Origin of the sequence: Arthrobacter oryzae (genome assembly GCF_030812315.1) — a bacterium.
GTDB classification, from domain to species: Bacteria; Actinomycetota; Actinomycetes; order Actinomycetales; family Micrococcaceae; genus Arthrobacter; species Arthrobacter oryzae_B.
This window is the reverse complement of the sequence record NZ_JAUSSM010000003.1, coordinates 106,379-133,298: the sequence shown is the minus strand read 5'-3', so window position 1 is coordinate 133,298 and position 26,920 is coordinate 106,379. Positions and strand designations below refer to the sequence as shown.

The following is a 26,920-nucleotide window of genomic DNA, read 5'->3' as shown; positions in this document are numbered from 1 at the left end:
AGTCTGGCCGGCCTGGCAAAAATGTGCCCGCCTAACCCGTAAACAAACGGGCAGTACGCTCACCAAGTGACGGTTCCGGCGGCCCCGTCCACCGTGACCGTCTGGCCGTCGCGCAGCCGCGCTGTGGCATCGGGAACACCGACGACTGCGGGGATGCCATATTCGCGCGCCACCACCGCCCCATGGGAAATGACTCCGCCCATCTCCATCACCAAGGCCCCGGCCGTCATGAAAAGCGGCGTCCAGCCGGGATCGGTCGACGGAGCCACCAGAATTTCCCCCGGTTCCAGGCGGGCGCCCACCGGATCCATGACAACCCTGACTTTCCCGGTAGCCGTGCCGGCGGAGGCCGGCGTCCCCGCGAGCCGGTCCGCCACGTTTGTCGGGGCCAGTGCGGCAGTCTTCGCCATGACAGCGGCCTCGACGTCGGTGCCGTCCGAGAGCAGCAGGCGCGGAATCCGCCGTCGCCGGAGTTCGACGTCGTACAGCCGGCGGCGCCCGGCGACGATTCCCCTCAGGTCCGCGCCGCGGAGGCCCACCCGCAGCTCATCGAAGTCCAGGAAGAACACATCGCCAGCCGCGGCGATCGTGCCGGCCTTCGTCAGTTCCGCGCCGACGGCCGCGAGCTGCCGGTGCATCTCGGCCAGCACCATCACGATGCAGAACTTGGGAAATTCCCTCATGCCGGCCAGCTGCCGGGCGCGTCGCAGGCAGAGCGCCACCAGCCGGCCCCGCAGCCGGTTTTTGGTCCCGGCACGCGCCACCAGTTCGCTGATCCGGGCCTCTGCGTCATCGGCGGCCTTGGCAAACTGGCGGTCGGGGGCCTGTTGGGGGTCCTCCACCCGGAGGTAGTTCGAGATCATGCCGAAGAGGTGGTCCGGCTCCTCGGCCCACCGCGGCATCCCCAGGTCGATTTCCGCCACGGCGCGGTGGCCGTATTTGGACAGGAACTTCCGCAGCCCGGACTGGGCAACGGCCGGCAGGGTGCCCGCGTCATAGCGTGCAGCCAGTTCCTCGGGGCGCTGTTCCATCAGAAGCCTGCGTGCCTCGGGATCCCGGCCCAGGAACACGGCCAGGTGCCACAACTCAAGGTCCATGATCGTGGTCACGTTGTGTGGAAGCCCCCGCAGGACTGCCTCCAGTTCCCGCGGCTTGGCAACGCCGCGCAGCAGCCTGCGGGCGGCCGCCAGCATCAGGTACCCGGCGGCCGGCCCCGGCAATGTTGCCTGGATCAGCCCGCTAACGGTGGTTGCCAGGACATCCTCAGCGTGCTGGAGCCGTCTCGCCGGACTTGCCGGAAGGGGGAGTGCCAGCCGGTCTTCGAGGCGCTTCTGATAGCGCCGTGCCCTGCGCAGTTCCGCGTCCGGCCATAGCAGGGCACGCACCATCGCCGGGATGAACTGTGCAGCGAGGCCGAGGTTCTGGGTTCCGTCCGTGCCCCGTCTTTCCGTCTCCGCGGGGCCCGCAGCGCCGTTGCGGCCCCTCCGGCGCCGCTCCTTTCGGGGAGCACGGACAATGCTGAACCGCGGGTCCTCCAGGAGCGCCGGCAACACGGCCGCCGACCTTCCGTCCGCCAGCGGCAGCATCCGCTGCAGTGTCCGGCGGCCTGATTTGCTGCGAACTAGCGGCGTCAGGTCTACGTACATCCGCAGCCCGGGGTTCACGTACTTCCACGGGCCCTTGTTGCCCCTCATCAGGCTCAGGACAGAGAGGCCCATCGGCGTGATGGGGCGGGTGAGTCCCTGGAGCAGCGTGCCGCACAGGTAGAGGCGTGTGCCGCCGTCAGCAGACGGATCAGTGCCGGCCTCCTCACCGGTCGCTTCCTCCTCCGGCAGCGGGTACAGCGTGGTGATGGGCCGCGACTGGGTCAGCCAGGCCTTGCCCCCGGCGTCGATCACCCACTCAACGTCCTGGGGTGCACCAAACAGGCGCTGGGCCTCGTCACCGAGGGACGTCAGGTCCCGAAGCTGAGCCTCGTCCAGGCTTGCCCCCTGGCCTGGCGGCCGCTGCAGGATTCGAGCCGATGCCGTGTCCACCACAAAGTGGTCGGGATTCACTGCGCCGGAGACCACGGCCTGCCCCGGCCCGGGGCTGGCATCAATGACGGTCTCCGTGCGCGTCCCCGTCACCGGGTTGGCGGTGAACAGCACGCCCGCCGTGCCGGCGTCGACCATCTGTTGAACGACGACGGCGAGGCCCACCTCTCGGTGGCTGATCCCGTTCGCCGTGCGGTAGGCCACCGCCCGGTCCGTCCAGAGGGAGGCCCAGCAGCGCCGGACGGCCTGTATTACGGCGTCGGCTCCGACGATGTCCAGGAAGGAATCCTGCTGCCCCGCGAAGCTGGCAAAGGGCAGGTCCTCAGCGGTGGCCGATGACCGCACGGCCACCGCCACGTCGTCGCCCATCGCCGCGTAGGCCCGGCGGACGGCGGCCTCGACGTCGGGCGGCACCGGCGCCGCCGCGACCGCCTCACGGGCACGCCGCGCCAGCTCGTCCCGGACCTCGCCGGCGTGCGCGTCCGGAGCGCCGTCCAGGCGGGAGGCAACGCCGTCGAGTTCCGCCGGGGCGGCCATCCGGTAGGCCTCCGTGGTCAGGCAGAAACCGGGCGGAACAGGAAAGCCCGCTGCGGTGAGTTTGCCAAGGTTCAGTGCCTTGCCGCCCACCAGCTCCAGCGACCCGGAGGTTAGCCCGTTGAGCTCCACAACGACGGTGTCGTGGGCCGTGCTGCCCGGCTGCGGACCGGGGCTCAAGGAACCCATGTCCCGCTCCTAGCTGTTGCCCGTTCCCTCGCCGGTGTCCTCCCACATGACATCCAAGTTGCGGAAGATCACCGGCCCGTCGCACAGCGCCGCCATCTTGGCAGCGAATTCCGACGTTTCCGGGCGGCCGGAATTCTCCATCGCCGAGTCAAAGGAATCGAAGTCGACGATGGTGAAATAGGTGCCCGGGTGGTCCCTGTCGGCCGTGGCAACAATGCGGCGGAACGTTGGCGCAGTGCTTCCCTCCGTTCTTGACGGACGGCCCAGCTCTTCAATCTCCTTGATTCGGGAGGTCTTGAATTCGATGATCTGCACAAACCCGGCCATGACGGCTCCTCAACGGCGGTGGATGCTGACCCGCTTCACGCTAGCCCCCGCTTCCGGGCGGCGAAAAGGGGAGAAATGCCCTACTTTGCGGACTACGAGGCGTGGATTCCCCGGACCGTGCGGTTCCGGCCCAGCGACTTAGCCTGGTACAGGGCGGCGTCCGCCGTCGCGATCAGGTCCTCCAGGCCGGCCGTTCCATGGCCGACCGGGGCAATGCCGTAACTTGCTGTGGGCATCCGGGAACCGCCCGGTCCGCGGAGTGATTTGAGCTGCCTGTTGATCTCCGCGGTGATGGCTTCTGCGCGGTCCGGGTTGACGCCGGGCAGGAGGAAGATGAACTCCTCGCCGCCATACCGTCCCACGAGGTCTGTTGAGCGGACCGTGTCGTTGCAGGCGGAGGCGAACGACTGCAGGGCCACATCACCGGCGGCGTGGCCGTAGGTGTCGTTGACTGCCTTGAAGTGATCGATGTCGGCCAGGATCAGGGAGCCCAGTGCCCGCGTGCGCCGCAGCCGCTGCAGCTCATCGGAGGCCAGTTCCATGAAGGCCGAGCGGTTGAGCAGCCCCGTGAGGCCGTCCTGCGTGGCCACCGCCCGCAGGGCACGCGTCTGCTGCTCGCTGCTGAGCGCCGCCATGCTGAAAGACACCACCACCAGCAGCACCATGGTGACCAATGTCGTGACCGCGGAGCCGAAGTAGGTGACGAAAACGGAGCCGTCCGGGCCTTCTCCGACGTACACCACCAGCCGGCAGAAGTAGTAGGCGGAGAAGAACCCGGCCGCGATGGCCAGCGGAATCCGGACCCTGGAGTATCCCGGCTCCAGCCGCCAGAGTTCGCGGGACGCCAGGCCCAGCATGAGGCTCATGAGCGCCAGGAACACGGCACCTCCGGACCAGACATTGACGGCAGGGTTTTCCAACGCCGACGACACTGTTACCACGGCGGGGCCCGCCGCCAGCTGCCAGGCGCGCGGCCTCGACGCCCGCAGCGACCGGGCCCCTGCCCAGACGCAGGTTGCGCCGGCAATCAGCAGGTAGTTCCCCAGCGGATTGGCCCACACCTGATGCACTGTCCCGTTGAAAAGGTAGGACGCGGAACCGGCCAGGAAGAGCGTCAGGGCAATGCACCACCACGCACTGTAGGGGGACCGCGTGCTCCGGTACGCCGCGAAGTAGAACAGGAGGGCCAGAGTGAACGCGACAACGGCGAAGGCAACCCTGAGGGTTAAGGTGTCGAGGTGCATTCAGTTCTCCCAGTTCGCAACCACGCGAAGACCCGGACCGGACGCGCACCCAATTCGTACGCAGACTTAGTATCGCACCCGCAGGCGCTCGCAGGGGACTGCCGTTGCAGTCTGTTAAGCCGTGCGGCCGGCCTGCCGTCTCAGGGGGTGAGCAGCACCTTGATGGCACGCCGTTCGTCCATGGCCCTGTAGGCCTCGGCGGCTTCCTCCAGCGGCATCACGGAGTCGAACACGCGGCCCGGGTTGATTGTTCCGGCCAGCACGTCCGCCAGCAGTTCGGGGATGTACGTCCGGGCGGGAGCCATGCCGCCGGCAATGGAGACGTTGGAGTCGAACAGGTAACGTAGCGTTACCTCGGCCCCGCCGGTCGGGACGCCCACGAAGCCAAGCGCGCCTCCCGGGCGGACACAGTGCAGGGCCTGCTCCATGGATTCCTTCGTGCCCACGCACTCCAGCACCGAGTCGGCCAGCACGCCGCCCAGCAGGTCGCGGACCTTGGCCACGCCGTCGTCCCCCCGTTCTTCCACGATGTCCGTGGCGCCGAACTCGCGGGCCATCGCCTGCCGGTCCGCGTGCCGGGACATGGCGATGATCCGCTCTGCCCCGAGCCGCCTGGCCGCCAGGACACCGCAAAGCCCGACGGCGCCGTCGCCCACCACTACCACCGTCCGGCCGGGCGCCACTTTCGCGGACAGCGCCGCGTGGTGGCCGGTGGCCATGACATCGGACAGGGTCAGCAGGTTGGCGGTGAGTTCAGCGTCCGGCTCGGTGACCCCCGGCACCTTGACCAGGGTGCTCTCGGCCAGCGGAACGCGGACGGCCTGGCCCTGGCCTCCGTCGATCCGGTGGCCGGCGCTGTCGCGGCCGCCCCAGCCGGCCAGACGGTCGCACGCAACGGTGACGCCGTTGCGGCACTGCGGGCATTCCCCGCAGCTGACGACGAACGGTGCAATGACGAAATCGCCCTCCGCGAGCGCTGTCACGTCCGCGCCGACGCTTTCCACCACTCCGACGAATTCATGGCCTATCGCCGCCGGCTTGCGGATGGGCTTCACGCCCCGGTACGGCCACAGGTCAGAGCCGCAGACGCAGGATGCGGTCACCTTCACCACCACGTCCGTGGGCAGCTGGACCGCCGGGTAGTCCCGGTCTTCGACCCGGATGTCTCCAGGGCCGTGGATGATGGTGGCGCGCATGGGGGCTCCTCAAATCCGGGGCGGGGCTAGGGTCGAGTCTAGACCTGCCTTCCGGCGGCGCGCATCCGCTAGCGCATGCCCTCGCGGCGTATCGCCGTGGCGATCGCAGCGGCCCTGGTTTCCACCCCGAGCTTGGCGTAAATGTGGGCCAGGTGCGTCTTCACCGTGGCCTCGGAGATGAACAGCCGCTGGCCGAGTTCCCGGTTGCTGAGGCCTTCGATCAGCAGGCTCAGCAGCTCCGCCTCGCGGGGTGTCAGGACCTCGTCCGGGTTCCGCAGCTGCTGGAAGAGCCGCGAAGCCACCGGAGCGCTCATCACGCTCCTGCCCTGGACGGCCCCCCGGATCGCGGCGAAGATCTCCTCCGGCGCGGCGTCCTTGAGCAGGTAGCCCATGGCGCCGGCGTCGACCGCCCGGACGATGTCCGCATCCGAATCATAGGTGGTGAACACCAGCACCGCCTGCCTGCTGTTCTGCCGTCGCAGGCGCTTGATGGCCTCGATGCCGTCCATGCCGGCACCCATGGCCAGGTCCATCACCACCACCGCGGGGCTCAGCTGCTCCGCCTGGACCAGCGCCTCCTCGCCGGAAGCGGCCTCGGCCACCACCTCAATGTCCGGCTGCGTTCCCAGCAGCGCCTTGAGCCCGCTGCGGACCACCAGATGGTCGTCCACCAGCAGCACGGTAATCGGGTTCACTGTTCCTCCCCGGTGGGCAGTTGCGCGGCCACGATCGTCCCTTCGCCGGGGGTACTTTCCACCGAGAATACGCCGCCCAGCTGTTCCACCCTCTGGCGCATTGCCCGGAGTCCGTAGCCTCCGGCGCCCGACGGCGGTGCCAGCGACAGCGGGTCGAAGCCGCCGCCGTCGTCGTACACATCCAGGGTGACGGACCCCGGAAGGTAGCCCAGTGTTACCGTGGCGTTCGCTGTGCCGGCATGCAGTTTGGTGTTCGCGGCGGCGCTCTGGACCACCCGAAGCAGCGCGTGGCGGACATCCGCGGGGACGGTGCGCGGCTCGCCCGTGACCAGCAGCCGCACGCCCGGGACGTACTGTGACGCCGCCTGCAGCAGGGCATCCGGCAGCGGTGCCGTGTCCAGCCCGGGGGAGGCGAGCTCGTGGACCAGGCTGCGGGTGTCGGCCAGGTTCCGGCGCAGCATTCCGCTGGCGCTAAGGACGTCCTCGCGAGCGGCCGGGCTGGGCCAGGACCTGTTAGCGGCTTCCAGCAGGAGCAGGCTGCTGGCCAGGCCCTGGGTCACGGTGTCGTGGATTTCCCGGGACACCCGTTCGCGCTCCTCGATGGTTCCCGCCCGGCGCTCGCTGGCTGCCAGCCGTCCCTGGGCCAACGACACCTCCGCATGAAGCCTGCGCTGTTCGGCGGCGTCCTGCTCGATGCGGTCATAGATCAGCGTCAGCATAATGCCCACGGCCAGCGGACCCAGGAGCATGGCGATATCGCTGCCGCCGCTAAGCCGGAACAGCCCGACGGCGGTGGCCGCCGCCGTCGCGCCTCCCGCCAGGTAGGCCACCCAGCCGCTGAAGGCGGTCCGGCACAGGAAGAACAGCGCGAACGAGCACCACGCAAAGCTGGGAGCCGCGATCACCAGCACCGCCCAGAGCGCCACGAGGACGAACATCCACACCGCCCACGGCCGCCTGCGCTGCGACAGCACGGCGATCACGGCATAGAGCGAACACACTGCCGCGGCGAGGGCCAGCACCCACAGGTTGTCCGCGGGGCTGTGCCGCATGACGTATCGGACCGCCGATGCCACCAGCAGAACGGCAAAACCAAGATGCACGACGGCGTCGATGCGGCCCAGCGGGCCCCTTCCGGGAGCGCCGTTGCCAGGGCCCGGTTCCGGGGCGGGGCCTGGTTCCGAGGCTGGGGAAGGGACCGACGACGCCGGGAGGGCTGGTGGTGAGGAGGGCATGGGGTGTCCGGTTCCGGTGGATGAGTGCTATCCACAATGCTAGGGCCCGCGCCGTTGCTGGTCTCTCAGCCTTTTGGCTGATACGCCCAGCCCGATGGGGGAGGCCGCGGCAGACCAACGCCTGATGCCCTGCCGCGCCCGGGCGGACAGGATGGATTCCAGGCCCGGGGCATGAACCGGGCAAGCGCCAGAACCGTTAGACCCCCTAATTCAAGGAGAACCCGTGAAGATGTCCAAGAAGATTGCCGCCGCCGCTGCCGCCGGAGCGCTGCTCCTGACCGGCGGGCTGACGGCCGCGGCCAACGCCGGGACCTCAGCGGCTGCCGCCGCACCGGTTCCTGCAGCCGTTCCTGCCGTCGATGTCCAGCCGGTGCCCGAAACCGTTGTGGCCCAGAACCGGATCACCGTAGGAGCCTCCGCCGACGCGGTCAAGGCTGCCCTCGCCAAGTGCCAGGCGGATAAGCTTCCGTTCGTCACGGTGGCCCTGGTGGACAGGTTCGGAACCGTTCAGGCCCTCCTCCGCGGCGATAACGCTGCCGAGCACACCATTGAGGCGGCGCAGCAGAAGGCCTACACGGCGGCCGCCTTCGGTACGCCCACCAGCGAGCTTGCCAGGCGCATCAACGGCAACGGTCCCAGCATCGCGGACCTGCCCGGCACCCTCTTCCTGGCCGGCGGCGTTCCGCTCAAGGTCAACGGGGTCTCCGTGGCAGGCATCGGGGTCGGCGGCGCCCCCGACGGTGCGCTGGATGAGGCGTGCGCAACTGCCGGTGCGGAGGCCATTGCCGCTGCGGCATCCGGCTCCGCGAAGTAGGCTCTGGGTTCATGAGGCGGTTCAGGACTTGGCGCAGGGCTCGGCAGGTATCTGCGGTCGTCATCGCCGCAGCCGGCGTTGCTGCCTGCCTTGCGGCCTGCCAGGCCGGGCCCGGAGATCCGGGACGGCGGGAGACACCGCCGTCGTCCGCTCCTGTGACCTCCTCCGCCGCCGCTGCAACGCCCACGGCCGTCCCCACAACAGCGGCGGCGACAACGACAGCGCCTTCCGAGACCCGTCCTGCGTTGTCCCCTGAGGCGCAGGCGGAGCTCGACCAGCGGCTGATCCAGGCCGCGAAGGCCAACGACGTCGCCATGGTGGCCGAACTGATCCGGGCCGGCGGCAGCGTCAACGCGAAAGACGCCATCGAGGACTCGGCGTTCCTCTATGCCGGGGCCGAGGGATTCAACGAGGTCCTGCAGCTGACCTTGGCTGCAGGTGCGGACGTGCGGAGCACCAACCGGTTCGGCGGAACGGCGCTGATCCCGGCCAGCGAACACGGGCATGTGGAAACCGTGAGGATCCTCATCGCCGCCGGCGTACCCGTCAACCACGTCAACAGCCTGGGCTGGACGGCTATGCAGGAAGCCATCCTGCTCAACAACGGCGGGCCAAGGCAGCAGGAGGTGGTCCGTCAGCTCCTCGCCGCCGGTGCCGACCCCGGAATCCGGGATCCCCAGGGCCGCACCGCCTTGGAGAACGCGGAGCGGCTGGGCTTTGTGGAGATCGCGGCCCTGATCCGGGGCCGCTAGCCGCTTCCTGCCCCGGGCTTGGGAGTTTTTGTCCAGATAATGGCACTTCAGGACCCTCCAGGACCCATTATCTGGACAAAAACTCCGGGGGGTTAGACGGCCTCGAGCACGCTCACGTAGTTGGCGATACCCACGCCGCCCATGTTCTGCACGGCGGCCCGGCGGGGGTTGGCGAGCTGCATGCCGCCCGCGGTGCCGGTGAGCTGCATGGCCGCGATGACATGCTGGGAAACGCCGGTGGCGCCGACGGGGTGGCCCTTGGCCTTCAGTCCGCCCGAGACGTTGACGGGCAGCTTGCCGTCCTTGAACACCCAGCCTTCCGCCAGGGCGCGGGATCCCTGGCCCGGTTCGGTCAGGCCCATGGCCTCGTACATGAGCAGTTCGGCGATGGTGAAGCAGTCGTGCACCTCTGCGAGGTCCAGGTCTTCAAGCCCGACGCCGGCCATCGCCAGTGCCCGCTGCCAGGACGCGCGCGTCGCGGCGAAGGCGGTGGGGTCCCGGCGTTCGGCGGGAAAGAAATCGTTCGCGTGGCCGAAACCGGCGAGCCGCACCGGAGCGGTTTCCCCGCCGGTCGGCGAGACGGACAGCACGACGGCGGCCGCGCCGTCGGACACCGGGGAGCAGTCCGTCCGGCGCAGCGGATCGGCCACCATCGGGTTCTTGTCCGAGACCGTGCGGCAGAAGTCCTCGCCGAGGTCCTTACGAAGCTGGGCGTAGGGGTTGTCCACGCCGTTGCGGTGGTTCTTGGCCGCGATGGTGCCCAGGACGTCCCCGAGATTTCCGGCGCCGAGACTTCCGGCGCCAGGATTTCCGACGCCGGCCCCGTAGCGCTTCTCGTAGTGCTTGGCCACCTCGGCGAAGAGGCCGGTGAAGCCGGTGGTGGACGCCTTGCCGGCCATGTCGTAGTCCGCGCCCAGCAGGGCCGCACCCACAACGTCGGCCCCCGCCTGGGTCATCTTCTCCGCCCCGATCACCAGGACAGTCTTCGCGGTGCCGGCCAGCAGCGACTTGGTGCCCTGCTGGAAGGCTGCAGAACCGGAAGCGCAGGCGTTCTCCACGCGGGTGGACGGCACGTTGGCGAGCTGCTCGGAGACCTGGAGCGCGAGCGAGGACGGGAAGGCCAGCGGCATCATGCCGGAGTTGAACTGGCCGATGTAGACCTCATCGATCTGGCCCGGCTCGATCCCGGCGTTGCCGATCGCCTCGGTGGCCACCTGGACGATCAGGGACTCGAGGGTCTCGTCGGTGAGCTTGCCGAACCGGCTGTGGCCCCAGCCGGTGAGCAGGACATCCTTGCCGAACTGTTCCTTCAGGCTCATGCTGCCACTCCTTCGTTTTCGAGCTGGACATCGAATGCGGCCTCGGTCTTTTCGCGGATTTCCTCCACCGTGACGCCCGGTGCGAGCCGTGTCAGCGTGAGCTGGCGGCCGCCGTCGTTCGCTTCTTCGTTCTTCACGAGGTCGAAGACCGCGAGGTCGCTGATGATCCGGTCCACCACGCTCAGGCCGGTGAGAGGAAGCGTGCACTCCTTGACGATTTTGGCGGACCCGTCCTTGGCGTTGTGTTCGGTGAGGACCACAACGCGCGGGGTTCCGGCCACGAGGTCCATGGCGCCGCCCATGCCCTTGACCATCTTGCCGGGGATGGTCCAGTTGGCGAGGTCGCCGCTGCCGGAGACCTGCATGGCGCCCAGGATGGCAACTTTCACGTGGCCGCCGCGGATCATGCCGAAGGACGTGGCCGAGTCGAAAATGCTGCCGCCGGGCAGGACGGTGACGGTCTGCTTGCCGGCGTTGATGAGGTCGGCGTCTTCCTCGCCCTCATATGGGAACGGGCCCATGCCGAGCAGGCCGTTCTCGCTCTGCAGGACCACGCGGACGCCGTCGGGCAGGTTGTTGGCCACCAGCGTGGGGATGCCGATGCCGAGGTTGACGTAATCGCCGTCGTTGAGTTCTTCGGCCGCGATGGCAGCCATTTCATCCCTGGTCCAGGCCATGGGGGTTCTCCTTGGGATCTCGAAGTCTTGGGGGCTTAAGTGTTCGTTCGCGCTTGGTGGGGGGTGGGGGACTGGGGCGCCGGTCCCGGTGATGCCGCGGCTTGGGCGGCGGGGGGCTAGGCGGGAACGGGCTCGGAGGCGCGGAGTCGGACGGTGCGCTGTTCAATGTCCTTGACCCGGCCGCTGGCCTGCACCAGGCGCTGGACGTAGACGCCGGGGGTGACGATGTGGTTGGGGTCCAGTGCGCCCGGTTCCACGATCACTTCGGCTTCAGCGATAGTTACCGCACCGGCCGTTGCCACCACGGGGTTGAAGTTCCGGGCAGTGAAGCGGTAGATCAGGTTGCCGTCGGTGTCTGCAGTATGGGCGTGGACCAGTGCGACGTCGGCCTTGATGGCCCGCTCCTGGACGTACGTTTCGCCGTCGAACTCGGCCAGCGGTTTGCCCTCGGCGACGAGCGTGCCGACGCCGGTCTTGGTGTAGAAAGCCGGGATGCCGGCCCCGCCGGCGCGGAGGCGCTCGGCCAGGGTGCCCTGCGGGGTGAACTCGACCTCCAGCTTGCCGGCGAGGTACTGCTCGGCGAAGAGCTTATTCTCGCCCACATAGGAGGCGATGACCTTGCGGACCTGGCCCGCCTCGATCAGCACGCCGAGGCCCTTGCCGTCCACGCCCATGTTGTTGGAGACCACTGTGAGGTCCTTGACGCCGGAAGCGCGGACGGCCTCGATCAGGTCCGCCGGGATGCCGCTGAGCCCGAAGCCTCCGACGGCCAGCGTCATGCCGTCCCGCAGCACGTCCTGCAGCGCGGCAGCCGCGCCGGATTTCACCTTTGACATTGCATCTCCTCATTGAGCGGCGGGTTTCCGGATCTGCGGATTCCCTGCGCAGCCGGCAATCCACTTTGTGGACTGTTGTTCTGGGATTGGAGCGTACGGGGCCGCAGGAGACGCTGTCAAGGCTGCATTTTCCCGAAAATACGTTGATTCTTACAGTGTGGACGGTAAGCTTTGGAGTATCCATATTGTGGATACTTTTGAAGGGGAAATGATGAATTCAACACCGGTCCAGGGCGCCCAGGTGGTCAGCCGGGTTGCCAGTCTGCTGCGGATCGTGGGACGGAAGCCCGAAGGCAGTCCGCTGGTTGAAGTGGTCCGGGAATCGGGACTCACACGGCCCACTGTCCACCGGCTGCTTTCCTCGCTGGCCTCCGAGGGCCTGCTGGACCAGGATCCGCAGAGTGGCAACTGGGTGCTGGGCCCGGAAATCCTGCTGATGGGTTCCGTGGCGTCAGCCCGCTTTCCGCTGGAGGACATTGCACGGCCCAGCCTGCGCCGGCTGGCCGAGGAGACCGGTGAAAGCGCCTTCTTCTCCATCCGGCGCGGGGCTGAAACGGTGTGCCTGCTCCGTGAGGAAGGCAGCTTCCCCGTGCGCTCCTTTGTGCTGCACGAGGGCGTCCGGTTCCCGCTGGGGGTGGCGTCCGCCGGAACCGCGATCATGGCGTTCATGCCCGAGGCGGAACAGGAGGAGCTGCTCGCCGGCTGGGCCGCCCATGCCGGCAGCTTCGCCGCGGCGCACACCGAGGCCCTGGTCCGGGAGAACCTGGCGAAGACGCGGCAGGCGGGCTACTCGGTCAATCCCGGCCTGGTCCTCGAGGGCAGCTGGGGGATGGGTGCGGCCGTTTTCGACCAGCGCGGCCGGCCCGCCTGGGCGTTGTCGCTGACGGGGATCGAGCCGCGGTTCCGGGGCGAACGGCAGGAGACCCTGGGCCGTCTCCTGATGGAAGAAGCACACCGGATCTCCACGCTGCTCAATCGCTCGCCAGGGGCCTGAGCATCGCCTACCTCTGCCAAGTTCACCCAGCTGCAGGCGCTTGCGAACACACCCGTTGTGCAAGATGCTGGCAGCGTAGGCCGCAGTCGCGTCGAGCCTAAGGAGCGCAGCCTCATGACAACCACCAAAATGATGTTCGACCACTTTGGCAGCCCGGACGTCGTCACCGCGGGCGAAGAAGAGCAGCCACCCCCGGGAGAGGGTGAGGTTCAGGTGGGCGTTCGCGCCCTCGCCGTCAACCAGATGGACTGGAAGGTCGTTGCGGGCTACCTGGAACCGTACTTCCCGCTGCAGCTCCCGGCTGTTCCCGGCTGCGAAGCGGCAGGAACGGTGACCGCCGTCGGCCCCGGCGTAACCGCGTTCGATAAAGGTGATGAAGTCATCTGGAACGGCATGGTCGGAGGCTACCGCGCCGTCGCCAATCTTCCGACCGCCCAGCTGACACCCAAGCCGGCCGGCATCGATTTTGAGCAGGCAGCCTGCCTGGCTATAGCGGGCGGCGCAGCGTACTCGGCCCTGGTCCAGTTGGGCGTAGGCGTGGGTGACACAGTGCTCATCCACGGGGCGGCGGGCGGTGTGGGCACGGCAGCCGTCCAGATCGCGCGGGATCTGGGCATCCGCGTCATCGGCACCGCTTCAGAGCAGAACCATGACTATTTGCGCGGCCTCGGAGCCGAACCCGTCGCGTATGGAGAAGGTCTCGTGGAGCGCGTCCGCTCCCTGGGCAGCATCACCGCCGTGCTGGACACCAATGGCGGGGAGGCGACGACGGCGGCCACGGTCGAGCTGCTGGGCGGCCACGGCACCGCCGTGACCACAGTTTCCGGCAAGGAGTCCAACGCCGCCGGAATTGCCCCGGTGCGGCTGCTGGACGGACGGGTAGCGGACGCGGCCCGGCTGGCTGCGGACGGGAAGCTCCGGTTCAACATCCAGGAGCGGCTTCCCCTCACCGAAGCGGCGCGGGCACTGGGCCTCAGCCGCGGGGGCCACGTCCGGGGCAAACTCGTGCTCATCCCGTAGGGGAGGTCGCCGGGTTAAGGCCCGGCCGTCGCGGGGCACTTCGACACGGACACGCCGGTATTCCGGGCCCGAACGGCCCAGCCAGCTTCCAAAGTGCCCGGGTTGGGCCGCCCAGCGTCCAAGGTGCCCGGGGCAGTGCCTACAGCCCTACAGCCCGACGCGGGGTTCCTCGGGGCCTTGGCCCCTCCACCAGCTATCGAAAATCGTGACCGGGACCGTGCGCTTGTGACGGGTGCGGAGGTATTTCTGCTCGATGGATTCGGCCACGGCGTCCGGGACCTCCCGGCCTTCGAGATAGTCGTCGATCTGGTCATAGCTGATGCCCAGCTCGTCTTCGTCCGTGCGGCCCGGCTTGCCGTCGAGGAGGTCGGCCGTAGGGACCTTCTCCCAGATCCGGGCCGGGGCGCCGAGCTCGGCGAGGAGTGCCCGGTTCTGGCGCTTGTTCAGCCCGAACAACGGCAGGATGTCCGCGCCGCCGTCGCCGTATTTGGTGAAGAAGCCCGTGACTGACTCGGCGCCGTGGTCGGTTCCGATGACCAGGTAGTTGTGCTCGCCGGCGAGGGCGTACTGGGCGATCATGCGGGTGCGGGCCTTGGTGTTGCCCTTGTGGAAGTCGGAGATCCCGTTGCCCACGGTCTTCTCGAATTCTTCCTCGAAACCGTCCACAGCGGCGGAGATGTTGAAGGTCCACTCGGTCTTGGCCTGGATGAAGTCGAGGGCTGCCTGGGCGTCGTCCTCATCGTGCTGCACGCCGTAGGGAAGGCGCACCGCCACAAAGTTGGCGTCGACGCCTTCGGCCGTGAGCTCCTCGACGGCAAGCTGGGCCAGCCGGCCGGCGAGCGAGGAATCGAGGCCTCCGGAGATGCCCAGGACGAAGCCCTTGGTGTGCGTTGCCTTGAGGTATTCCTTCAGGAAGGTGACGCGTTTGCGCACCTCCCCGGCGGGGTCGATCCGGGGCTGGACGCCCATTTCTTCAATGATCCTGGCCTGGAGTTCGCGCATGTGATCCAGACTAGTCAGCAGTGTCAACCATGCTCAACTGTGTCCGCACGAGTCGGCGCACCGAGTTACAGCGTTGTCGGAGCACCAGGCTTCCTAATGCGGTGCAGGCGCGGGCCCGGTGGAGCCGCGGACCGTCAGGTGCGTGGGCATCACGGACCGGCTCCGGGTGCCGCCCCCTGCCAGCGGGTTCAGCTGGGCCAGCAGCATGGAGACCGCCACACGGCCGGCCTGTTCGATCGGGGAGGCCATGGTGGTCAGCGGCGGGTTGCAGAAGTCGGCGCCGAAGATGTCGTCGCAGCCCACAATGCTCATGTCCTCCGGAACACGGATGCCTCGTTCACGAAGGCGCTGGAGCATGCCAATGGCGATGAGGTCGTTGAACGCGATGCAGGCCGTCACTCCGCTGTGCACGGCGGCGTCCGCGGCGGCCGCGCCGGACTGCGTTTTGGGAGCGAACGGTCCCAGCCGGCGCACTTCCACGCCGCGTTCCTCGGCTGCCTCGGACAGGGCGGCCCAGCGCCGCGTGCTCGACTGGGATGTCGCGGGCCCGGCGATGTAGGCAATCCGGGTGTGCCTCAGCGAGATGAGATGGTCGAGGGCCTGGCTCGTGGCGGACGGGGTGTCAATGAGAACCGCAGGGATGCCGGGGACGTCACGGTTGACCGTGACCATGGGCATCTTCGCCGCCGCGGCCAGCAAGGCTTCGTCGCTCAGCCGGGAGGCGGCCACCACGATTCCGTCCGCACTCTTGCGCAGCTGTTCCATGGTGCTGGCCTCCACCTCGTCCGATTCCTCCGTATCCACCAGCAGCTGGGTGTACCCGGCGGCCTTGAGCTGGAGCTGGGTGCCCCGGATGAGGTCGAAGTAGAAGGGGTTGGTGATGTCCGGGACCAGCACTCCCACTGCACCCGTGCGGCCGGAACTCAGTGCCTTGGCTTGGCTGTTGGGGATGTAGTGCAGCTGGGCCGCAGCCGCCTCGATCCGCTGGCGCGTCCGGATGTTGACACGGTCCGGCGAGGAAAGCGCCCGGGAGACGGTGGAGGCCGCCACGCCGCAGAGCGCTGCGATGTCATGGATGGTGGGCGGGCGGTCCACTGCTGCTGGTTGCGTCGTAGCCACGGCGCTCCTCTCTGAACGTGGTGGCCTGACCGTGATGGCCGGGTCGGATGGGCAGGCCTGTGACTGCCGCCACAGATCCGGTCAGCAAAGAATGCCACAGATTGTCAGTTTTTGGCAATCGGTTGTCATTTCATGGCAGGTCTAGCTAAACTGGGGTGGACACCGTTTGTGAACTGCGTCACCGCGCCGGAGCTGGGAAGCAGGCGCGGCGGCCGCGAAACCCAGGAGATCCGCGTGAGCAAAACAACAACCGCAGTCTGGCCCCTCTCAGGTTTCGGCGACGAGATAGATCCGGATCCCGCGGTGCAGGCTGCGGTATTGCTGGCATTGGGCGCGCGCCACATCGAGGTGCGCAGCGCCTGGGGCACCAACGTCTCCGAGCTGGAACCGGAGCAGGTTGCCCGGCTCAAGGACATCCTCGACGAAAAGGGCCTCAAGGTCTCTGCAGTGGCCAGCCCCATCGGCAAGGTGGATGTGAGCCTGCCGGTGGAGCATGAGCTGCGACGCCTCCGACAGATCATCTCCGTGGCCAAGGGCCTGGATACCAAGTACATCCGTATCTTCTCGTTCTACCGGGAGGAAGGGCGGAGCGCCGAAGACATCCGCGAGGATGTCCTGGCCCGCATGGGTGCGCTGGCAGCGCTCGCGGAGGAGTCCGGGGTCGTGCTTCTGCATGAAAACGAAAAGGGCATCTACGGCGATACCCCGCCCCGCGTGCTGGACATCATGGAGTCCGTGGACTCCCCGGCGCTGCGCATCGCCTGGGACAACGCCAACTTCGTCCAGGTGGGCGTCAAGCCCTACACCGAGGGCTATGCCATGCTGCGCCCGTACCTCGAGTACTTCCAGGTCAAGGACGCGCTCTCCACCAGCGGCGAAGTGGTTCCTTCCGGCGAGGGCGACGGCGAGCTGGACGCCACCATCGCCGCCCTCAAGGCGGACGGCTTCACCGGGTTCGCCTCGCTGGAACCCCACCTGGCCAGCGCCCACGAGCTGGGCGGCTTCTCGGGCCCGGTGGCCTTCGGCATCGCGGCCCGCGCCTTCGCTGCGCTCGCGGCGAAGAACGGGGTTGAACTCTCTTGAGCACGACGGCGGCGGTCATCGGCTGCGGCGACGTTTCAGCCGTGCACTTCGAGGCGATTGCAAAGCTCGACGGCGCCGCGCTGGTTGCCGTCTGCGATCCGGATCCGCAGCGGCTGGCTGCGGCCGTGGCCGCCTACGGCGTCCCCGGCTTTGCCGACCACCTGAGCCTCATCGAGGCGGTCCGGCCGGACGTGGTGCACATCTGCACGCCGCATGACCAGCACGCCTCGGTGGCCGCGGACTGCCTGGAGCGGGGCGTCAACGTCATCGTGGAGAAACCGCTGGCCCACACCTTGGCCGAAGGCCGGCGGCTGGTGGAAGCCGCCTCGGCGGGCCGGGCGAAAATCGCCGTGTGCTTCCAGAACCGGTACAACGCGACGGCGCAGGCCATGCACGCCCTGCTGTCGTCGGGCGAGCTGGGGGCTGTGGTCGGGGCCTCGGCAACAGTGATGTGGCAGCGCTCCGCCGAGTACTACGAAAGCCGGCCGTGGCGGGGGACCTGGGCCAGTGGCGGCGGCGGGTTGATGATGAACCAGGCCATCCATACCGTGGACCTGCTCCAGTGGCTGGTGGGTGACGTTGTCGCGGTCACGGGAAATGCTTCGACGCGGTTCCTGGGCGGCACCATCGAGGTGGAGGACACCGCCGAATTCGTGGCGGAACATGCCAACGGTGCCCGAAGCGCGTTCTATGCCACCCTGGCCAACGCCTACAACGCGCCGGTGACACTCGATGTGGTCACTGAGAAGGCCGTCCTGTGCCTGCGGGGCGACCTCACGGTCACCTATGATGACGGACGGGTGGACGTCATTCCGGAGCGCACGAGCGACTCCGGCGGCCGGTCCTACTGGGGTGTCTCCCACGAGCTGCTGATTAACGACTTCTATGGCCGGCTGGACGAGGCGGAGCCGTTTTGGATCAGCCCCGCAGAGGCCGAAAAATCGCTGCGCATCATCAAGGACGTCTACCGGCAGAGCTACCCGGAATTGGCTGGCAAAGTGTCCTGACCCATGGCTGCAGTGGCGTCTGGGGCATAGCCGGAGGCAACCGGTTGCAACCAGCCCGCTCGTGTCCGAGCGACCCGTTCCGGTACGGAAAAGAAATACTGCAACATTTTTGACAATCGGTTGCCAAACAAAGCAACAGTGCGTACTGTGAATCCCACAAGGCGGATGTGGCCCACGCCACACTTGCTGCATTTCGCAAGTCTCACGTTCCACGGATCCTAGGAGCCAACAATGAAGTTAGGTCCCAAGGCGGCAGCAGCCGCCCTCGTACTCAGCGCCTCGCTGGCGCTCACCGCATGCGGCGGGGGCGCCGGAGCGGGCTCGAACGCCGGCGCTGCTCCAACATCACTTACCTTGGGCACCCTCCGCGACATCACTTCCTGGGATCCTGCCCAGGCCCACGTCGGCCATGCGCTGCAGCCGTACCAGGCAGCGTATGACACCCTGATCCTGCGCGAACCGGACGGCAAGCTCAGCCCGATGTTGGCCACGGCGTGGAAGTACAACGACACCAACACCAAGCTCACCGTGGATCTCCGGACTGACGTCACCTTCAGTGACGGTGCCAAGTTCAACGCTGAAGCTGCCAAGGCCAACCTTGATCACTTCAAGAAGGCAAATGGTCCCCAGATGGCCCAATTGGCTTCTGTATCCGACATCGCCGTGGTGGACGAGGACACCATTGATATCAACCTCACCGCCACGGAACCCGCACTGGAGTACTTCCTGAGCCAAGCAGCCGGCCTGATGGGAAGCCCCCAGTCCCTGGGTACTGACGCCATCAAGACCGTACCGGTGGGCTCCGGCCCGTACGTGATGGACAAAGCGGCCTCAGTGAAGGACTCGCAGACGGTCTTCACAGCACGTGATGGCTACTGGAACAAGGACCTCCAGAAGTACAAGAAGTTGACCCTCAAGATCCTCACCGATCCCACAGCCCGGACAAACGCCCTGGTTTCCGGCCAGGTGGACGCCACCCTCCTGGACCCCAAGAATGGTAAGCAGGCCGAAGGCGCCAAGATGAAGCTTGAAGCGAACCAGGTGGACTGGTCCGGCTTGCTCCTCCTGGACCGCGACGGAACCAAGAACCCCGCTCTGGCCAACGTCAAGGTCCGCCAGGCCATCAACCACGCATTCGACCGCAAGACCATCCTGGAACAGGTCATGCTCGGCCAGGGGACTCCCACCTCCCAGCCGTTCGGCAAGGACAGCGGTGCCTGGACTGAAGAGCTCGAAAACTACTACAGCTACGACCCTGCCAAGGCCAAGCAACTCCTGAAGGAATCCGGCTTCGAAGGCAACGTGACTATCGACGTCCCCACCCTTCCGGGAGCTGAAACCCTGATCTCCGTCCTCCAGCAGCAGCTCGCGGACGTCGGAATCACCCTGAAGCCGGGCGCCGCGATCACCAACACCTTCACGGCGGACGTTGCAGCGCAGAAGTACCACGCAATGTTCTACAACCTCTTCCAGGGTGAGCCCACGGTTGCGATCGACCAGATCGTCTCCACCAAGGCCCTGTACAACCCCTTCAAGAACACCGCCCCGGAGCTCGAGGCCAAGATCCAGGCTGTGCGCACCGGTGGCGAAGAGGCCGGCACGCTGGCCCAGGACGTCAACAAGTATGTGGTGGAGCAGGCCTGGTTCGCTCCGCTGTTCCGCACCAACCAGATGTACTACCACAACGACAAAGTGAACGTCACCCCGCAGGCACAGCAGGCCGTTCCGTCCATCTACAACTACTCGCCCGCCAAGTAGGACCGACCCCATGATCAAGTTCATTGCGAAAAGGCTGGGCAGCGGTCTGGTGGTGTTGTTCGTAGTCTCGGCGCTCACCTTCACTTTGCTGTACACCTCCAGCGGCAGCATTGCCCGGAACATCCTGGGTGACCAGGCCACCCCTGAACAGGTTGCCTTGAAGGAACAGGAGCTGGGACTCGACCAGCCCCTCGTGATCCGTTACTTCGCCTGGTTGGGCGACGCCCTCTCAGGAAACCTTGGAGCTTCGTGGTTCACCTCGGAACCGGTGGCCAGCTCCCTGGCTACGCGTATCCCGGTGACCATGACGATGGTTTTCACCGCAATGATCCTGATCGCCATCTGCGCAGCACTGATCGGTGTTGCCGCAGCCGTCAAGCGCGGCTGGGTGGACAGGGTGGTCCAGGTGGGCGCGATCGTTGGCGACTCTATTCCGGGGTACGTGATCGGAGTGCTCCTTGTGACCCTCCTGGCCATCCAGCTGGGCTTCTTCCCGGCCACCAGCACCATCTCTCCTGAGGTGGGTCCGGAGGCCTGGGTCTATTCGATGACCCTTCCGGTCATTGCACTGCTCATCAACGGCGTGACCGGCGGCGCGCAGCAGATCCGCAGCGCCGTGATCAAGCAGCTCGAGCGCGACTACGTCCGGACACTGCGCAGCCGGGGCATCGGAGAGCGGGAAATTCTCTTCAAGCATGTGCTGCGCAGCGCGGCACCGGCAGGCCTGACCGTCTTGAGCCTGCAACTGATCGGCATGCTGGGCGGCGTGGTGATCATCGAGCAGATCTTCGCCCTTCCCGGAATGGGACCGCTCGCGGTCACCGCCACCGGCCAGTCCGATCTTCCCGTGGTCATGGGAGTGGTCATGTACACCGTGGTGGTAGTCATCGTGGTGAACCTCCTGGTGGACATCCTCAATGGTTGGCTCAACCCGAAAGTGCGTGTGTCATGAGCGATTCCGTAGAAACAGCGGCGGTAACGGCCGTCCCCGCCCCCGTTCCGCCGGGGCCGAGCGGCACAGTGGTCCGTTCCACCGTGATGCGCCGCCTCCTCAGGAACCCGATGGGCATCGCCTCGCTGGTGATCCTGGGATCCATCGCCTTGCTGGCCGTCTTCGCCCCGGTCCTGGCCCCGTTCGAGGAGAACTTCGCAAATATCACCAAGACCCTGGCACCTGCAGACTCGGTGAACATCCTCGGCACGGACAGCGCCGGACGCGACACCTGGAGCCGCCTGCTCTTCGGTGCGCAGCTCACGCTGTTGTCCGCACTGCTGTGCGCCGGTGTTGCCATCGCAATCGGCCTCCCGGCCGGCCTGATCGCCGGCTACTACGCCGGGAAGTTCGAGGCCGTCTCCAACTGGGTGGTCAGCATCCTCATGAGCCTGCCGGGCCTGATCGTGCTGCTCACCATCCGCGCAGCGTTTGGACCTTCGGTATGGATTTCGATGATCGCCTTCGGCGTCCTCATCAGCCCGTCCTACTTCCGCTTGACCCGCACCGCCGTCCAGTCGGTGCGCAACGAGCTCTACGTCGATGCAGCACGGGTGTCCGGGCTTTCGGACTGGAGCATCATCGCCCGCCACATCTTCTCCGTGGTCCGCGCCCCCATCATCATCCAGACCGCAGCCATTGCCGGCGTGGCCATCGCCATCCAGTCCGGACTCGAGTTCCTGGGCCTCGGCGACCCCACCAAGGCAACCTGGGGCGTGATGCTCTCCGAAGGCTTCAAGAACGTCTACCTGACCCCCGTGCTGCTCCTCTGGCCCGCCCTCGCCATGGCGCTCACTATCGGCGGCCTCGTGCTGCTCGGCAACGCCATCCGCGACGCGTTGGAAGACGGCGAAAAGATCAAGCACCGCAAAAAAAGGGGCACGACTTCGGCCATGGGAGCGGGCCCGACGGCGGCACCTGCCACGGCGCGCCCGTCGCGTAAGTCTGTGGCCGCCGTCGATGCCGGAACCGAGCACCACCTCGTAAAGGTGACCAATCTCGGCGTCGGCTACCCGCAGGCCGACGGCTCCATCAAGAAGGTGGTGGACGATGTGTCCTTCCATGTGGACCGGGGCGAAATCCTGGGCATCGTGGGTGAATCCGGCTCGGGAAAGTCCCAGACGGCGTTCTCCATCCTGGGCCTCCTGCCGGACAATGCCCGCATTGTGGGCGGCGCCATCCAGTTCGACGGCAACTACACCGTTGCCCCGGGCGACGAACGCGTCAACCAGGCGCGGCTGTCCAAGCTGCGGGGCAAGCGCATCTCCTACATTCCGCAGGAGCCCATGAGCAACCTGGACCCCGCCTTCACCATCGGCTACCAGCTGGTCACGCCCATGGTGCGGGTCCTGGGGATCTCCAAGGAGGAGGCCCGCAGGCGGGCCCTGAAGCTGCTGACCGACGTCGGGATCGCCAGCCCGGAACGGACGTTCAGCGCGTACCCGCACGAAGTCTCCGGGGGCATGGCCCAGCGTGTGCTGATCGCCGGTGCCATCAGCTGTGAACCGGACCTGGTGATCGCCGATGAGCCCACCACCGCGTTGGACGTCACGGTGCAGGCCGACGTGCTGGACCTCCTGCGCGAGCTCCAGCAGCGCCTCAACATCGGCATCATCCTGGTCACGCACAATTTCGGTGTGGTGGCGGACCTCTGCGACCGCGTGGCTGTAATGCAGAACGGTCGGCTCGTGGAGGAAGGATCCGTCCGCGACATCCTCCGGAACCCGAAAGAGCGGTACACCCGGACTCTCCTGGCATCGATGCTCGAAGGCAAAACCCCCATGTCCATGCTTGTATCCAGCCAGAAGGAGCCGGTCGCATGAGCACCACGGAAAGAGCGCCGCTTCTGACAGTGAACAACCTGGTTGTCGAATACCCGAGCAAGAAGTTCCGGGCAAAGCCGTTCAGGGCCCTGACGGACATCAACATCTCCATCGGCCAGGGCGAAACCCTTGGCTTGGTCGGGGAGTCCGGTTCCGGCAAGACCACCCTGGGCCGTGCGGTCCTGGGCCTGGCCCCGGTCACGGGCGGCAAAATCACTTTCGAAGGCAAGGACATCAGCCACGCCACCCGCAAGCAACGGCGAACCCTGAGCCGGGACCTCCAGGTGGTTTTCCAGGATCCGTACACTTCGCTCAACCCCGCCCTGGAGATCGGTGACATCCTCGCCGAGCCGCTCGGCGTGCAGGGCATGGAGCAGAATGCCGCCAAGAAGCGCGTCAAGGAACTCCTGGACCAGGTGGGCCTGCCCGCGGATGCCATCCACCGCCTGCCGCGCGAGTTCAGCGGCGGCCAGCGCCAGCGCGTGGCCATCGCCCGGGCCCTGGCCCTCTCGCCCAAGCTGATCGTCTGCGACGAGCCCGTCAGTGCACTGGACCTGTCCACCCAGGCCCGGGTGCTTGACCTGTTCCTGCAGATCCAGCGCGATACAGGGGTTTCCTACCTGTTCGTTTCCCACGATCTCGATGTGGTCCGCCACATCAGTCACCGCGTGGCGGTCATGTACCACGGCGAAATCGTCGAACAGGGACCAGCCGAGATCGTTACCCGCGACCCCGAGCACCCTTACACGCAGCGCCTCCTGCTGGCGTCCCCAGTACCCGATCCGGACCGGCAGGAACAGCGCCGGGCGGATCGTCACCGACTGCTGGAAAGCCAGCGGCACCAGATTGAACAGGCCGGCGCCCTCGCCTAGCGGCGGACGCCGGATTTAACACACCAGGTACAACAACGGAGGAATAACGTGGCCAAAATAGGCGTGCAGGCGATGATGTTGAAGGACAGCTTCGCGGAGATCGGGCCGTTCGAAACGCTCCGCAAGGTCAGCGCGATCGGTTACAACGCCGTCGAAATCTCGCAGATCCCGATGACACCGGAAAATGTGGCCGAGCTGGACCGCTCCCGGAGTGAACTGGGCATGGACATCGCGGCGTTGTCCGTCGCGATGGAGACCCCCAAGGGCCGTCCCGGCGATTCGCTCCAGGACGATTTCGACAAGATCGTGGACGACGCGAAGCGCCTCGACTCCAGGCTTCTTCGGATCGGCATGCTGCCGTTTCCGGCGATGCGGTCCCTCGGTGCAGTCATTGACTTCGCCAAGCAGGCCAACGAATACGCCGAACGCCTGCAGGAACAGGGGCTCGGCCTGTACTACCACAACCACCACATCGAGTTCGCGAAGTTCGACGGCAAATACATGCTGGACATCATCGCCGAGAACTCCCCGGCCATGGGCATGGAAATCGACGTGCACTGGGTCCAGCGCGGCGGCCTCGACCCGGTCCGGACCCTGCAGAAGTACGCCGGCCGGACGGCCATGGTGCACTTGAAGGACTACCGGATCGGCCAGTTGCCGGAATCAGCGTTCGGACTGCTCGATTCGGGGGACATCATGGGATTCATGAGCGAGTTCAAGAACGTCGTCCAGTTCGCCGAAGTGGGCGAAGGAAACCTCGACTTCCCCTCGATCATCGACGCCTCGCAGGCCGCCGGAGCCCAGTACATGCTGGTTGAGCAGGACGAGCTCTACGGCCGCACCGTGTGGGAAGCCCTGCAGACCTCCCACGACAACCTCGTGGCCATGGGCCACGCCGACCTCTTCTAAGACTTCCCAGACTCAGCACCAAAGAATACGGAGATTCAACAATGAGCAAGAAAGTACGCCTCGGCATCATCGGCCTGGGCCAGCAGGGCGGCGCCTACGCCAGGTTCATCACGGACGGCATGGTACCCAATATGGAGATCGGTGCCATCTGCGACACCGACCCCGCGAAGAAGGACGTTGCCTCGGCCACATACCCTGATGCGCCCTTCTACGACGACTACATCGCCATGCTGGAAAGCGGCGACGTGGACGCCGTCGTGACCTGCGTTCCGCACTTCCTGCACCCCGAAATGGGCATCGAGACGCTCAAGCGCAACATCCACGCGCTGGTGGAGAAGCCGGCCGGCGTCTACACCAAGCAGGTCAAGGAGCTCAACGAGTTTGCCGCAAGCAAGCCCGATCTGTCCTTCGCGATCATGTTCAACCAGCGCAACAACCCGCTGTACCGGAAGCTCAAGGAGATCGTCGAGAACGGCGAGATCGGCAGCATCCGCCGCACCAACTGGATCATCACCAACTGGTGGCGGCCGCAGGGCTACTACAACTCCAGCGAATGGCGCGCCACGTGGGGCGGCGAAGGCGGCGGCGTCCTGGTCAACCAGGCACCGCACCAGCTGGACCTGTGGCAGTGGATCTGTGGAGTGCCGAAGTCCGTCTATTCGAAGGTTGCGTACGGCTTCCGCCGCGACATCGCCGTCGAGGACGAAGTAACTGCAGTGGTGGACTACGGCAACGGCGCCACCGGCGTTTTCGTCACTGCCACCCACGACCTTGTGGGGACCGATCGCTTCGAGATCCTGGGCGACCAGGGCAAGATCGTCGTCGAAAACTCCAAGACTGCCACCGTCACGCGCCTGGTCAAGCCCGAGCGTGAACTCAGCGACGCCATGGATATGGACGATGTCCGCAAGCTCTTTATGGGCGAGCTGAATCCGGAACAGTACTATTCCACCGAGGTTATCGAGTTCGAATCCGTCTGGGGCGGCCAGCATGCCGGCGTCCTGGAGAACTTCGCGGCCAACATCCTGGACGGCACCCCGCTGCTGGCCCCGGGATCGGACGGAATCAACGGCGTCCGCCTGGCCAACGCTATCCACCTCTCCAGCTGGACCGGCACGGAGGTGGGCCTGGACTTCGACGAGGACGAGTTCCTCGCCGAGCTGAACAAGCGCATCGCGGACGAAGGCAAGTTCCCCGAGCGCTCCTAGCCCACCCGCGGGAAGCCTAGCCCACCCCGGGAAGCCCAGCCCACCCCGGGAAGCCCAGCCCGCCAACCGGACCCGCAACCATCACTCCGGCAACCGCTGGCCAAGTAAAGCCCAACTAGGTCGCAGTTAATGTCGTTATGGGCGCCCATAACGACATTAACTGCGACCTAGTTGGGTTGTTTCCTCGTAGGATGGGGCGGTGACTGAACCCAAGATGCCGGAAGTTGCCGCAACACGTGTGCCGGCCAAAAAGCACGCCCGGGACGGCAAGCCCAACGCCACCATCTACGACATTGCCAAGGTTGCCGGCGTCAATCCGTCCACGGTTTCCCGTGCGCTCAGCAAGCCGGGCCGGGTCAGCGCCAAGACGCAGAAACTCATCGAGGATGCCGCCGCCGAACTGAACTACCAGGTCAATCCGTTCGCCCGGGCGCTCCCCACCGGCCGCACCAACACCTTCGGGCTGATCGTCGCGGACATCACCAACCCCACATTCTTCGACATCATCCGCGGAGCGGAAACCACCGCCACGCTGCGGGACTACACCCTGGTGCTGGCCGAGTCCGCCGAGTCCGCCGTCACCGAACTGACCGCCGCCCGCCGGATGATGGCCACCGTGGACGGCCTCATCCTTGCCAGCCCGCGCATGGACGACGACGACATCCGCACGCTCGCCCGCGACAAGCCCGTGGTGGTCATCAACCGCGAGGTCGACGGCGTGCCGTGCGTGGTTCCCGACGTGAACAAGGGCATCAGCGAGGCGGTCCGCAGCCTGGCCGCCAACGGGCACCAGAAGGTTGCCTTTGTTGCCGGGCCGCCGCAGTCCTGGATGTCCGCGCGCCGCTGGGAAGGCGTGCAGGCGGCCTGCGAGTGGTCCCGGCTCGAGGCCGTGCGGCTGGAGTCCACCAAACCCACGGTCGACGGCGGCAGGCAGGTGGCGCGCGACGTCCGGGCCAGCGGCGCCACGGCGGTGCTGACCTATAACGACCTCCTGGCCATCGGCCTCATGCAGGAACTCCAGGCAGCGGGCATGGTGGTCCCGGACCACATCAGCATCGTGGGCTTCGACGACATCTTCGGGGCGGATTTCACCACACCGCCGCTCACCACCGTGCGTTCCCCGCTGGGGGAGTGCGGCGCGGGCGCTGCCACACTGCTGCTTGATCTCCTGCACGGCACGGGCGAGCCTGCCGCGACGCTCCGGGTCGAAACGGAGCTGGTGCTGCGCGGCTCGAGCGGACGGCTCCTGCCCGCGGGCTAGGTAACGGATGCTGTCCGCA

At 66.7% G+C, this 26,920-nt stretch carries 24 protein-coding genes; 13 read left to right on the top strand and 11 right to left on the bottom strand.

What is annotated here, in order from left to right; genetic code table 11:
• Positions 1–59: 59 nt before the first annotated feature.
• The 6 genes from J2S97_RS07365 to J2S97_RS07340 all read right to left on the bottom strand — a co-directional run bounded on the left by J2S97_RS07365 (position 60) and on the right by J2S97_RS07340 (position 7,456).
• Positions 60–2,759 (bottom strand): PEP/pyruvate-binding domain-containing protein, encoded by a 2,700-nt coding sequence (locus tag J2S97_RS07365; protein ID WP_307048022.1) that lies wholly within the window; start codon positions 2,757–2,759, stop codon positions 60–62.
• Between the two features lie 9 nt (positions 2,760–2,768).
• The gene (locus J2S97_RS07360; RefSeq protein WP_307048021.1) at positions 2,769–3,086 is read right to left on the bottom strand and encodes a hypothetical protein; all 318 of its coding nucleotides are present in this window, start codon (positions 3,084–3,086) and stop codon (positions 2,769–2,771) included.
• Positions 3,087–3,178: 92 nt separating this feature from the next.
• On the bottom strand, positions 3,179–4,330 hold the full coding sequence (locus tag J2S97_RS07355; RefSeq protein WP_307048019.1) for a GGDEF domain-containing protein: 1,152 nt from the start codon (positions 4,328–4,330) through the stop codon (positions 3,179–3,181).
• Positions 4,331–4,470: 140 nt separating this feature from the next.
• Complete coding sequence (locus J2S97_RS07350) at positions 4,471–5,526, bottom strand: zinc-dependent alcohol dehydrogenase family protein (protein WP_307048017.1); 1,056 nt, start codon at positions 5,524–5,526, stop codon at positions 4,471–4,473.
• 68 nt (positions 5,527–5,594) lie between these two features.
• A complete protein-coding gene (locus J2S97_RS07345; RefSeq protein ID WP_307048015.1) occupies positions 5,595–6,221 on the bottom strand; it encodes a response regulator in 627 nt (208 codons plus the stop codon).
• Positions 6,218–7,456, bottom strand: coding sequence for a sensor histidine kinase (locus tag J2S97_RS07340; RefSeq protein WP_307048013.1), 1,239 nt, complete (start codon positions 7,454–7,456; stop codon positions 6,218–6,220). The genes J2S97_RS07345 and J2S97_RS07340 overlap by 4 nt, the downstream gene beginning before the upstream one ends.
• Positions 7,457–7,685: 229 nt before the next feature.
• Between J2S97_RS07340 and J2S97_RS07335 the strand changes: the two genes are divergently transcribed.
• Both J2S97_RS07335 and J2S97_RS07330 read left to right on the top strand, forming a co-directional pair.
• Positions 7,686–8,270: a GlcG/HbpS family heme-binding protein gene (locus J2S97_RS07335; RefSeq protein WP_307048568.1), complete on the top strand. Its 585-nt coding sequence runs from the start codon at positions 7,686–7,688 to the stop codon at positions 8,268–8,270.
• Between the two features lie 155 nt (positions 8,271–8,425).
• Positions 8,426–9,022: an ankyrin repeat domain-containing protein gene (locus J2S97_RS07330; protein ID WP_307048011.1), complete on the top strand. Its 597-nt coding sequence runs from the start codon at positions 8,426–8,428 to the stop codon at positions 9,020–9,022.
• Between the two features lie 92 nt (positions 9,023–9,114).
• On the opposite strand, the gene J2S97_RS07325 is transcribed toward J2S97_RS07330, so the two are convergent.
• The 3 genes from J2S97_RS07325 to J2S97_RS07315 form a co-directional block, all read right to left on the bottom strand.
• Positions 9,115–10,341, bottom strand: coding sequence for an acetyl-CoA acetyltransferase (locus tag J2S97_RS07325; protein ID WP_307048009.1), 1,227 nt, complete (start codon positions 10,339–10,341; stop codon positions 9,115–9,117).
• Positions 10,338–11,018, bottom strand: coding sequence for a CoA transferase subunit B (locus J2S97_RS07320; protein WP_307048007.1), 681 nt, complete (start codon positions 11,016–11,018; stop codon positions 10,338–10,340). Before J2S97_RS07320 ends, J2S97_RS07325 begins: the two co-directional genes overlap by 4 nt.
• 116 nt (positions 11,019–11,134) lie before the next feature.
• Complete coding sequence (locus tag J2S97_RS07315; RefSeq protein ID WP_307048005.1) at positions 11,135–11,854, bottom strand: CoA transferase subunit A; 720 nt, start codon at positions 11,852–11,854, stop codon at positions 11,135–11,137.
• A 211-nt stretch (positions 11,855–12,065) separates the two neighbouring features.
• Between J2S97_RS07315 and J2S97_RS07310 the strand changes: the two genes are divergently transcribed.
• Positions 12,066–12,848 (top strand): IclR family transcriptional regulator, encoded by a 783-nt coding sequence (locus tag J2S97_RS07310; protein ID WP_307048566.1) that lies wholly within the window; start codon positions 12,066–12,068, stop codon positions 12,846–12,848.
• A 114-nt stretch (positions 12,849–12,962) separates the two neighbouring features.
• Positions 12,963–13,868: an NADP-dependent oxidoreductase gene (locus tag J2S97_RS07305; protein WP_307048003.1), complete on the top strand. Its 906-nt coding sequence runs from the start codon at positions 12,963–12,965 to the stop codon at positions 13,866–13,868.
• A 147-nt stretch (positions 13,869–14,015) separates the two neighbouring features.
• Here J2S97_RS07305 and nadE read toward each other — a convergent pair whose 3' ends face one another.
• On the bottom strand, positions 14,016–14,870 hold the full coding sequence (gene nadE, locus J2S97_RS07300; protein WP_307048001.1) for an ammonia-dependent NAD(+) synthetase: 855 nt from the start codon (positions 14,868–14,870) through the stop codon (positions 14,016–14,018).
• A 93-nt stretch (positions 14,871–14,963) separates the two neighbouring features.
• Entirely contained in the window at positions 14,964–15,989 is a 1,026-nt protein-coding gene (locus J2S97_RS07295; protein WP_307047999.1) for a LacI family DNA-binding transcriptional regulator, read from the bottom strand.
• Positions 15,990–16,223: 234 nt separating this feature from the next.
• On the opposite strand from J2S97_RS07295, the gene J2S97_RS07290 reads away from it, so the two are divergent.
• From J2S97_RS07290 to J2S97_RS07250, 9 genes are all read left to right on the top strand, one after another.
• A complete protein-coding gene (locus J2S97_RS07290) occupies positions 16,224–17,072 on the top strand; it encodes a sugar phosphate isomerase/epimerase family protein (RefSeq protein WP_307047997.1) in 849 nt (282 codons plus the stop codon).
• Positions 17,069–18,079: a Gfo/Idh/MocA family protein gene (locus J2S97_RS07285; RefSeq protein WP_307047995.1), complete on the top strand. Its 1,011-nt coding sequence runs from the start codon at positions 17,069–17,071 to the stop codon at positions 18,077–18,079. Before J2S97_RS07290 ends, J2S97_RS07285 begins: the two co-directional genes overlap by 4 nt.
• A 231-nt stretch (positions 18,080–18,310) precedes the next feature.
• Positions 18,311–19,837, top strand: a complete 1,527-nt coding sequence (locus tag J2S97_RS07280) for an ABC transporter substrate-binding protein (protein WP_307047993.1) — start codon at positions 18,311–18,313, stop codon at positions 19,835–19,837.
• Positions 19,838–19,847: 10 nt separating this feature from the next.
• The gene (locus J2S97_RS07275) at positions 19,848–20,789 is read left to right on the top strand and encodes an ABC transporter permease (protein ID WP_307047991.1); all 942 of its coding nucleotides are present in this window, start codon (positions 19,848–19,850) and stop codon (positions 20,787–20,789) included.
• Positions 20,786–22,651, top strand: a complete 1,866-nt coding sequence (locus J2S97_RS07270) for a dipeptide/oligopeptide/nickel ABC transporter permease/ATP-binding protein (RefSeq protein WP_307047989.1) — start codon at positions 20,786–20,788, stop codon at positions 22,649–22,651. The genes J2S97_RS07275 and J2S97_RS07270 overlap by 4 nt, the downstream gene beginning before the upstream one ends.
• Entirely contained in the window at positions 22,648–23,523 is an 876-nt protein-coding gene (locus tag J2S97_RS07265) for an ATP-binding cassette domain-containing protein (protein WP_307047987.1), read from the top strand. The genes J2S97_RS07270 and J2S97_RS07265 overlap by 4 nt, the downstream gene beginning before the upstream one ends.
• A 48-nt stretch (positions 23,524–23,571) precedes the next feature.
• A complete protein-coding gene (locus J2S97_RS07260) occupies positions 23,572–24,432 on the top strand; it encodes a sugar phosphate isomerase/epimerase family protein (RefSeq protein ID WP_307047985.1) in 861 nt (286 codons plus the stop codon).
• Between the two features lie 41 nt (positions 24,433–24,473).
• On the top strand, positions 24,474–25,640 hold the full coding sequence (locus J2S97_RS07255) for a Gfo/Idh/MocA family protein (protein ID WP_307047984.1): 1,167 nt from the start codon (positions 24,474–24,476) through the stop codon (positions 25,638–25,640).
• Between the two features lie 199 nt (positions 25,641–25,839).
• Entirely contained in the window at positions 25,840–26,901 is a 1,062-nt protein-coding gene (locus J2S97_RS07250; RefSeq protein WP_307047982.1) for a LacI family DNA-binding transcriptional regulator, read from the top strand.
• Positions 26,902–26,920 lie beyond the last annotated feature (19 nt).

Excerpts from the sequence above, each read along its gene's own strand:
- J2S97_RS07365 (WP_307048022.1), bottom strand. The coding sequence starts at position 2,759 with ATGGGTTCCTTGAGCCCCGGTCCGCAGCCGGGCAGCACGGCCCACGAC.
- J2S97_RS07360 (WP_307048021.1), bottom strand. The coding sequence starts at position 3,086 with ATGGCCGGGTTTGTGCAGATCATCGAATTCAAGACCTCCCGAATCAAG.
- J2S97_RS07355 (WP_307048019.1), bottom strand. The coding sequence starts at position 4,330 with ATGCACCTCGACACCTTAACCCTCAGGGTTGCCTTCGCCGTTGTCGCG.
- J2S97_RS07350 (WP_307048017.1), bottom strand. The coding sequence starts at position 5,526 with ATGCGCGCCACCATCATCCACGGCCCTGGAGACATCCGGGTCGAAGAC.
- J2S97_RS07340 (WP_307048013.1), bottom strand. The coding sequence starts at position 7,456 with ATGCCCTCCTCACCACCAGCCCTCCCGGCGTCGTCGGTCCCTTCCCCA.
- J2S97_RS07335 (WP_307048568.1), top strand. The coding sequence starts at position 7,686 with ATGTCCAAGAAGATTGCCGCCGCCGCTGCCGCCGGAGCGCTGCTCCTG.
- J2S97_RS07325 (WP_307048009.1), bottom strand. The coding sequence starts at position 10,341 with ATGAGCCTGAAGGAACAGTTCGGCAAGGATGTCCTGCTCACCGGCTGG.
- J2S97_RS07320 (WP_307048007.1), bottom strand. The coding sequence starts at position 11,018 with ATGGCCTGGACCAGGGATGAAATGGCTGCCATCGCGGCCGAAGAACTC.
- J2S97_RS07315 (WP_307048005.1), bottom strand. The coding sequence starts at position 11,854 with ATGTCAAAGGTGAAATCCGGCGCGGCTGCCGCGCTGCAGGACGTGCTG.
- J2S97_RS07310 (WP_307048566.1), top strand. The coding sequence starts at position 12,066 with ATGAATTCAACACCGGTCCAGGGCGCCCAGGTGGTCAGCCGGGTTGCC.
- J2S97_RS07305 (WP_307048003.1), top strand. The coding sequence starts at position 12,963 with ATGACAACCACCAAAATGATGTTCGACCACTTTGGCAGCCCGGACGTC.
- nadE (WP_307048001.1), bottom strand. The coding sequence starts at position 14,870 with ATGCGCGAACTCCAGGCCAGGATCATTGAAGAAATGGGCGTCCAGCCC.
- J2S97_RS07280 (WP_307047993.1), top strand. The coding sequence starts at position 18,311 with ATGAAGTTAGGTCCCAAGGCGGCAGCAGCCGCCCTCGTACTCAGCGCC.
- J2S97_RS07275 (WP_307047991.1), top strand. The coding sequence starts at position 19,848 with ATGATCAAGTTCATTGCGAAAAGGCTGGGCAGCGGTCTGGTGGTGTTG.
- J2S97_RS07270 (WP_307047989.1), top strand. The coding sequence starts at position 20,786 with ATGAGCGATTCCGTAGAAACAGCGGCGGTAACGGCCGTCCCCGCCCCC.
- J2S97_RS07265 (WP_307047987.1), top strand. The coding sequence starts at position 22,648 with ATGAGCACCACGGAAAGAGCGCCGCTTCTGACAGTGAACAACCTGGTT.
- J2S97_RS07255 (WP_307047984.1), top strand. The coding sequence starts at position 24,474 with ATGAGCAAGAAAGTACGCCTCGGCATCATCGGCCTGGGCCAGCAGGGC.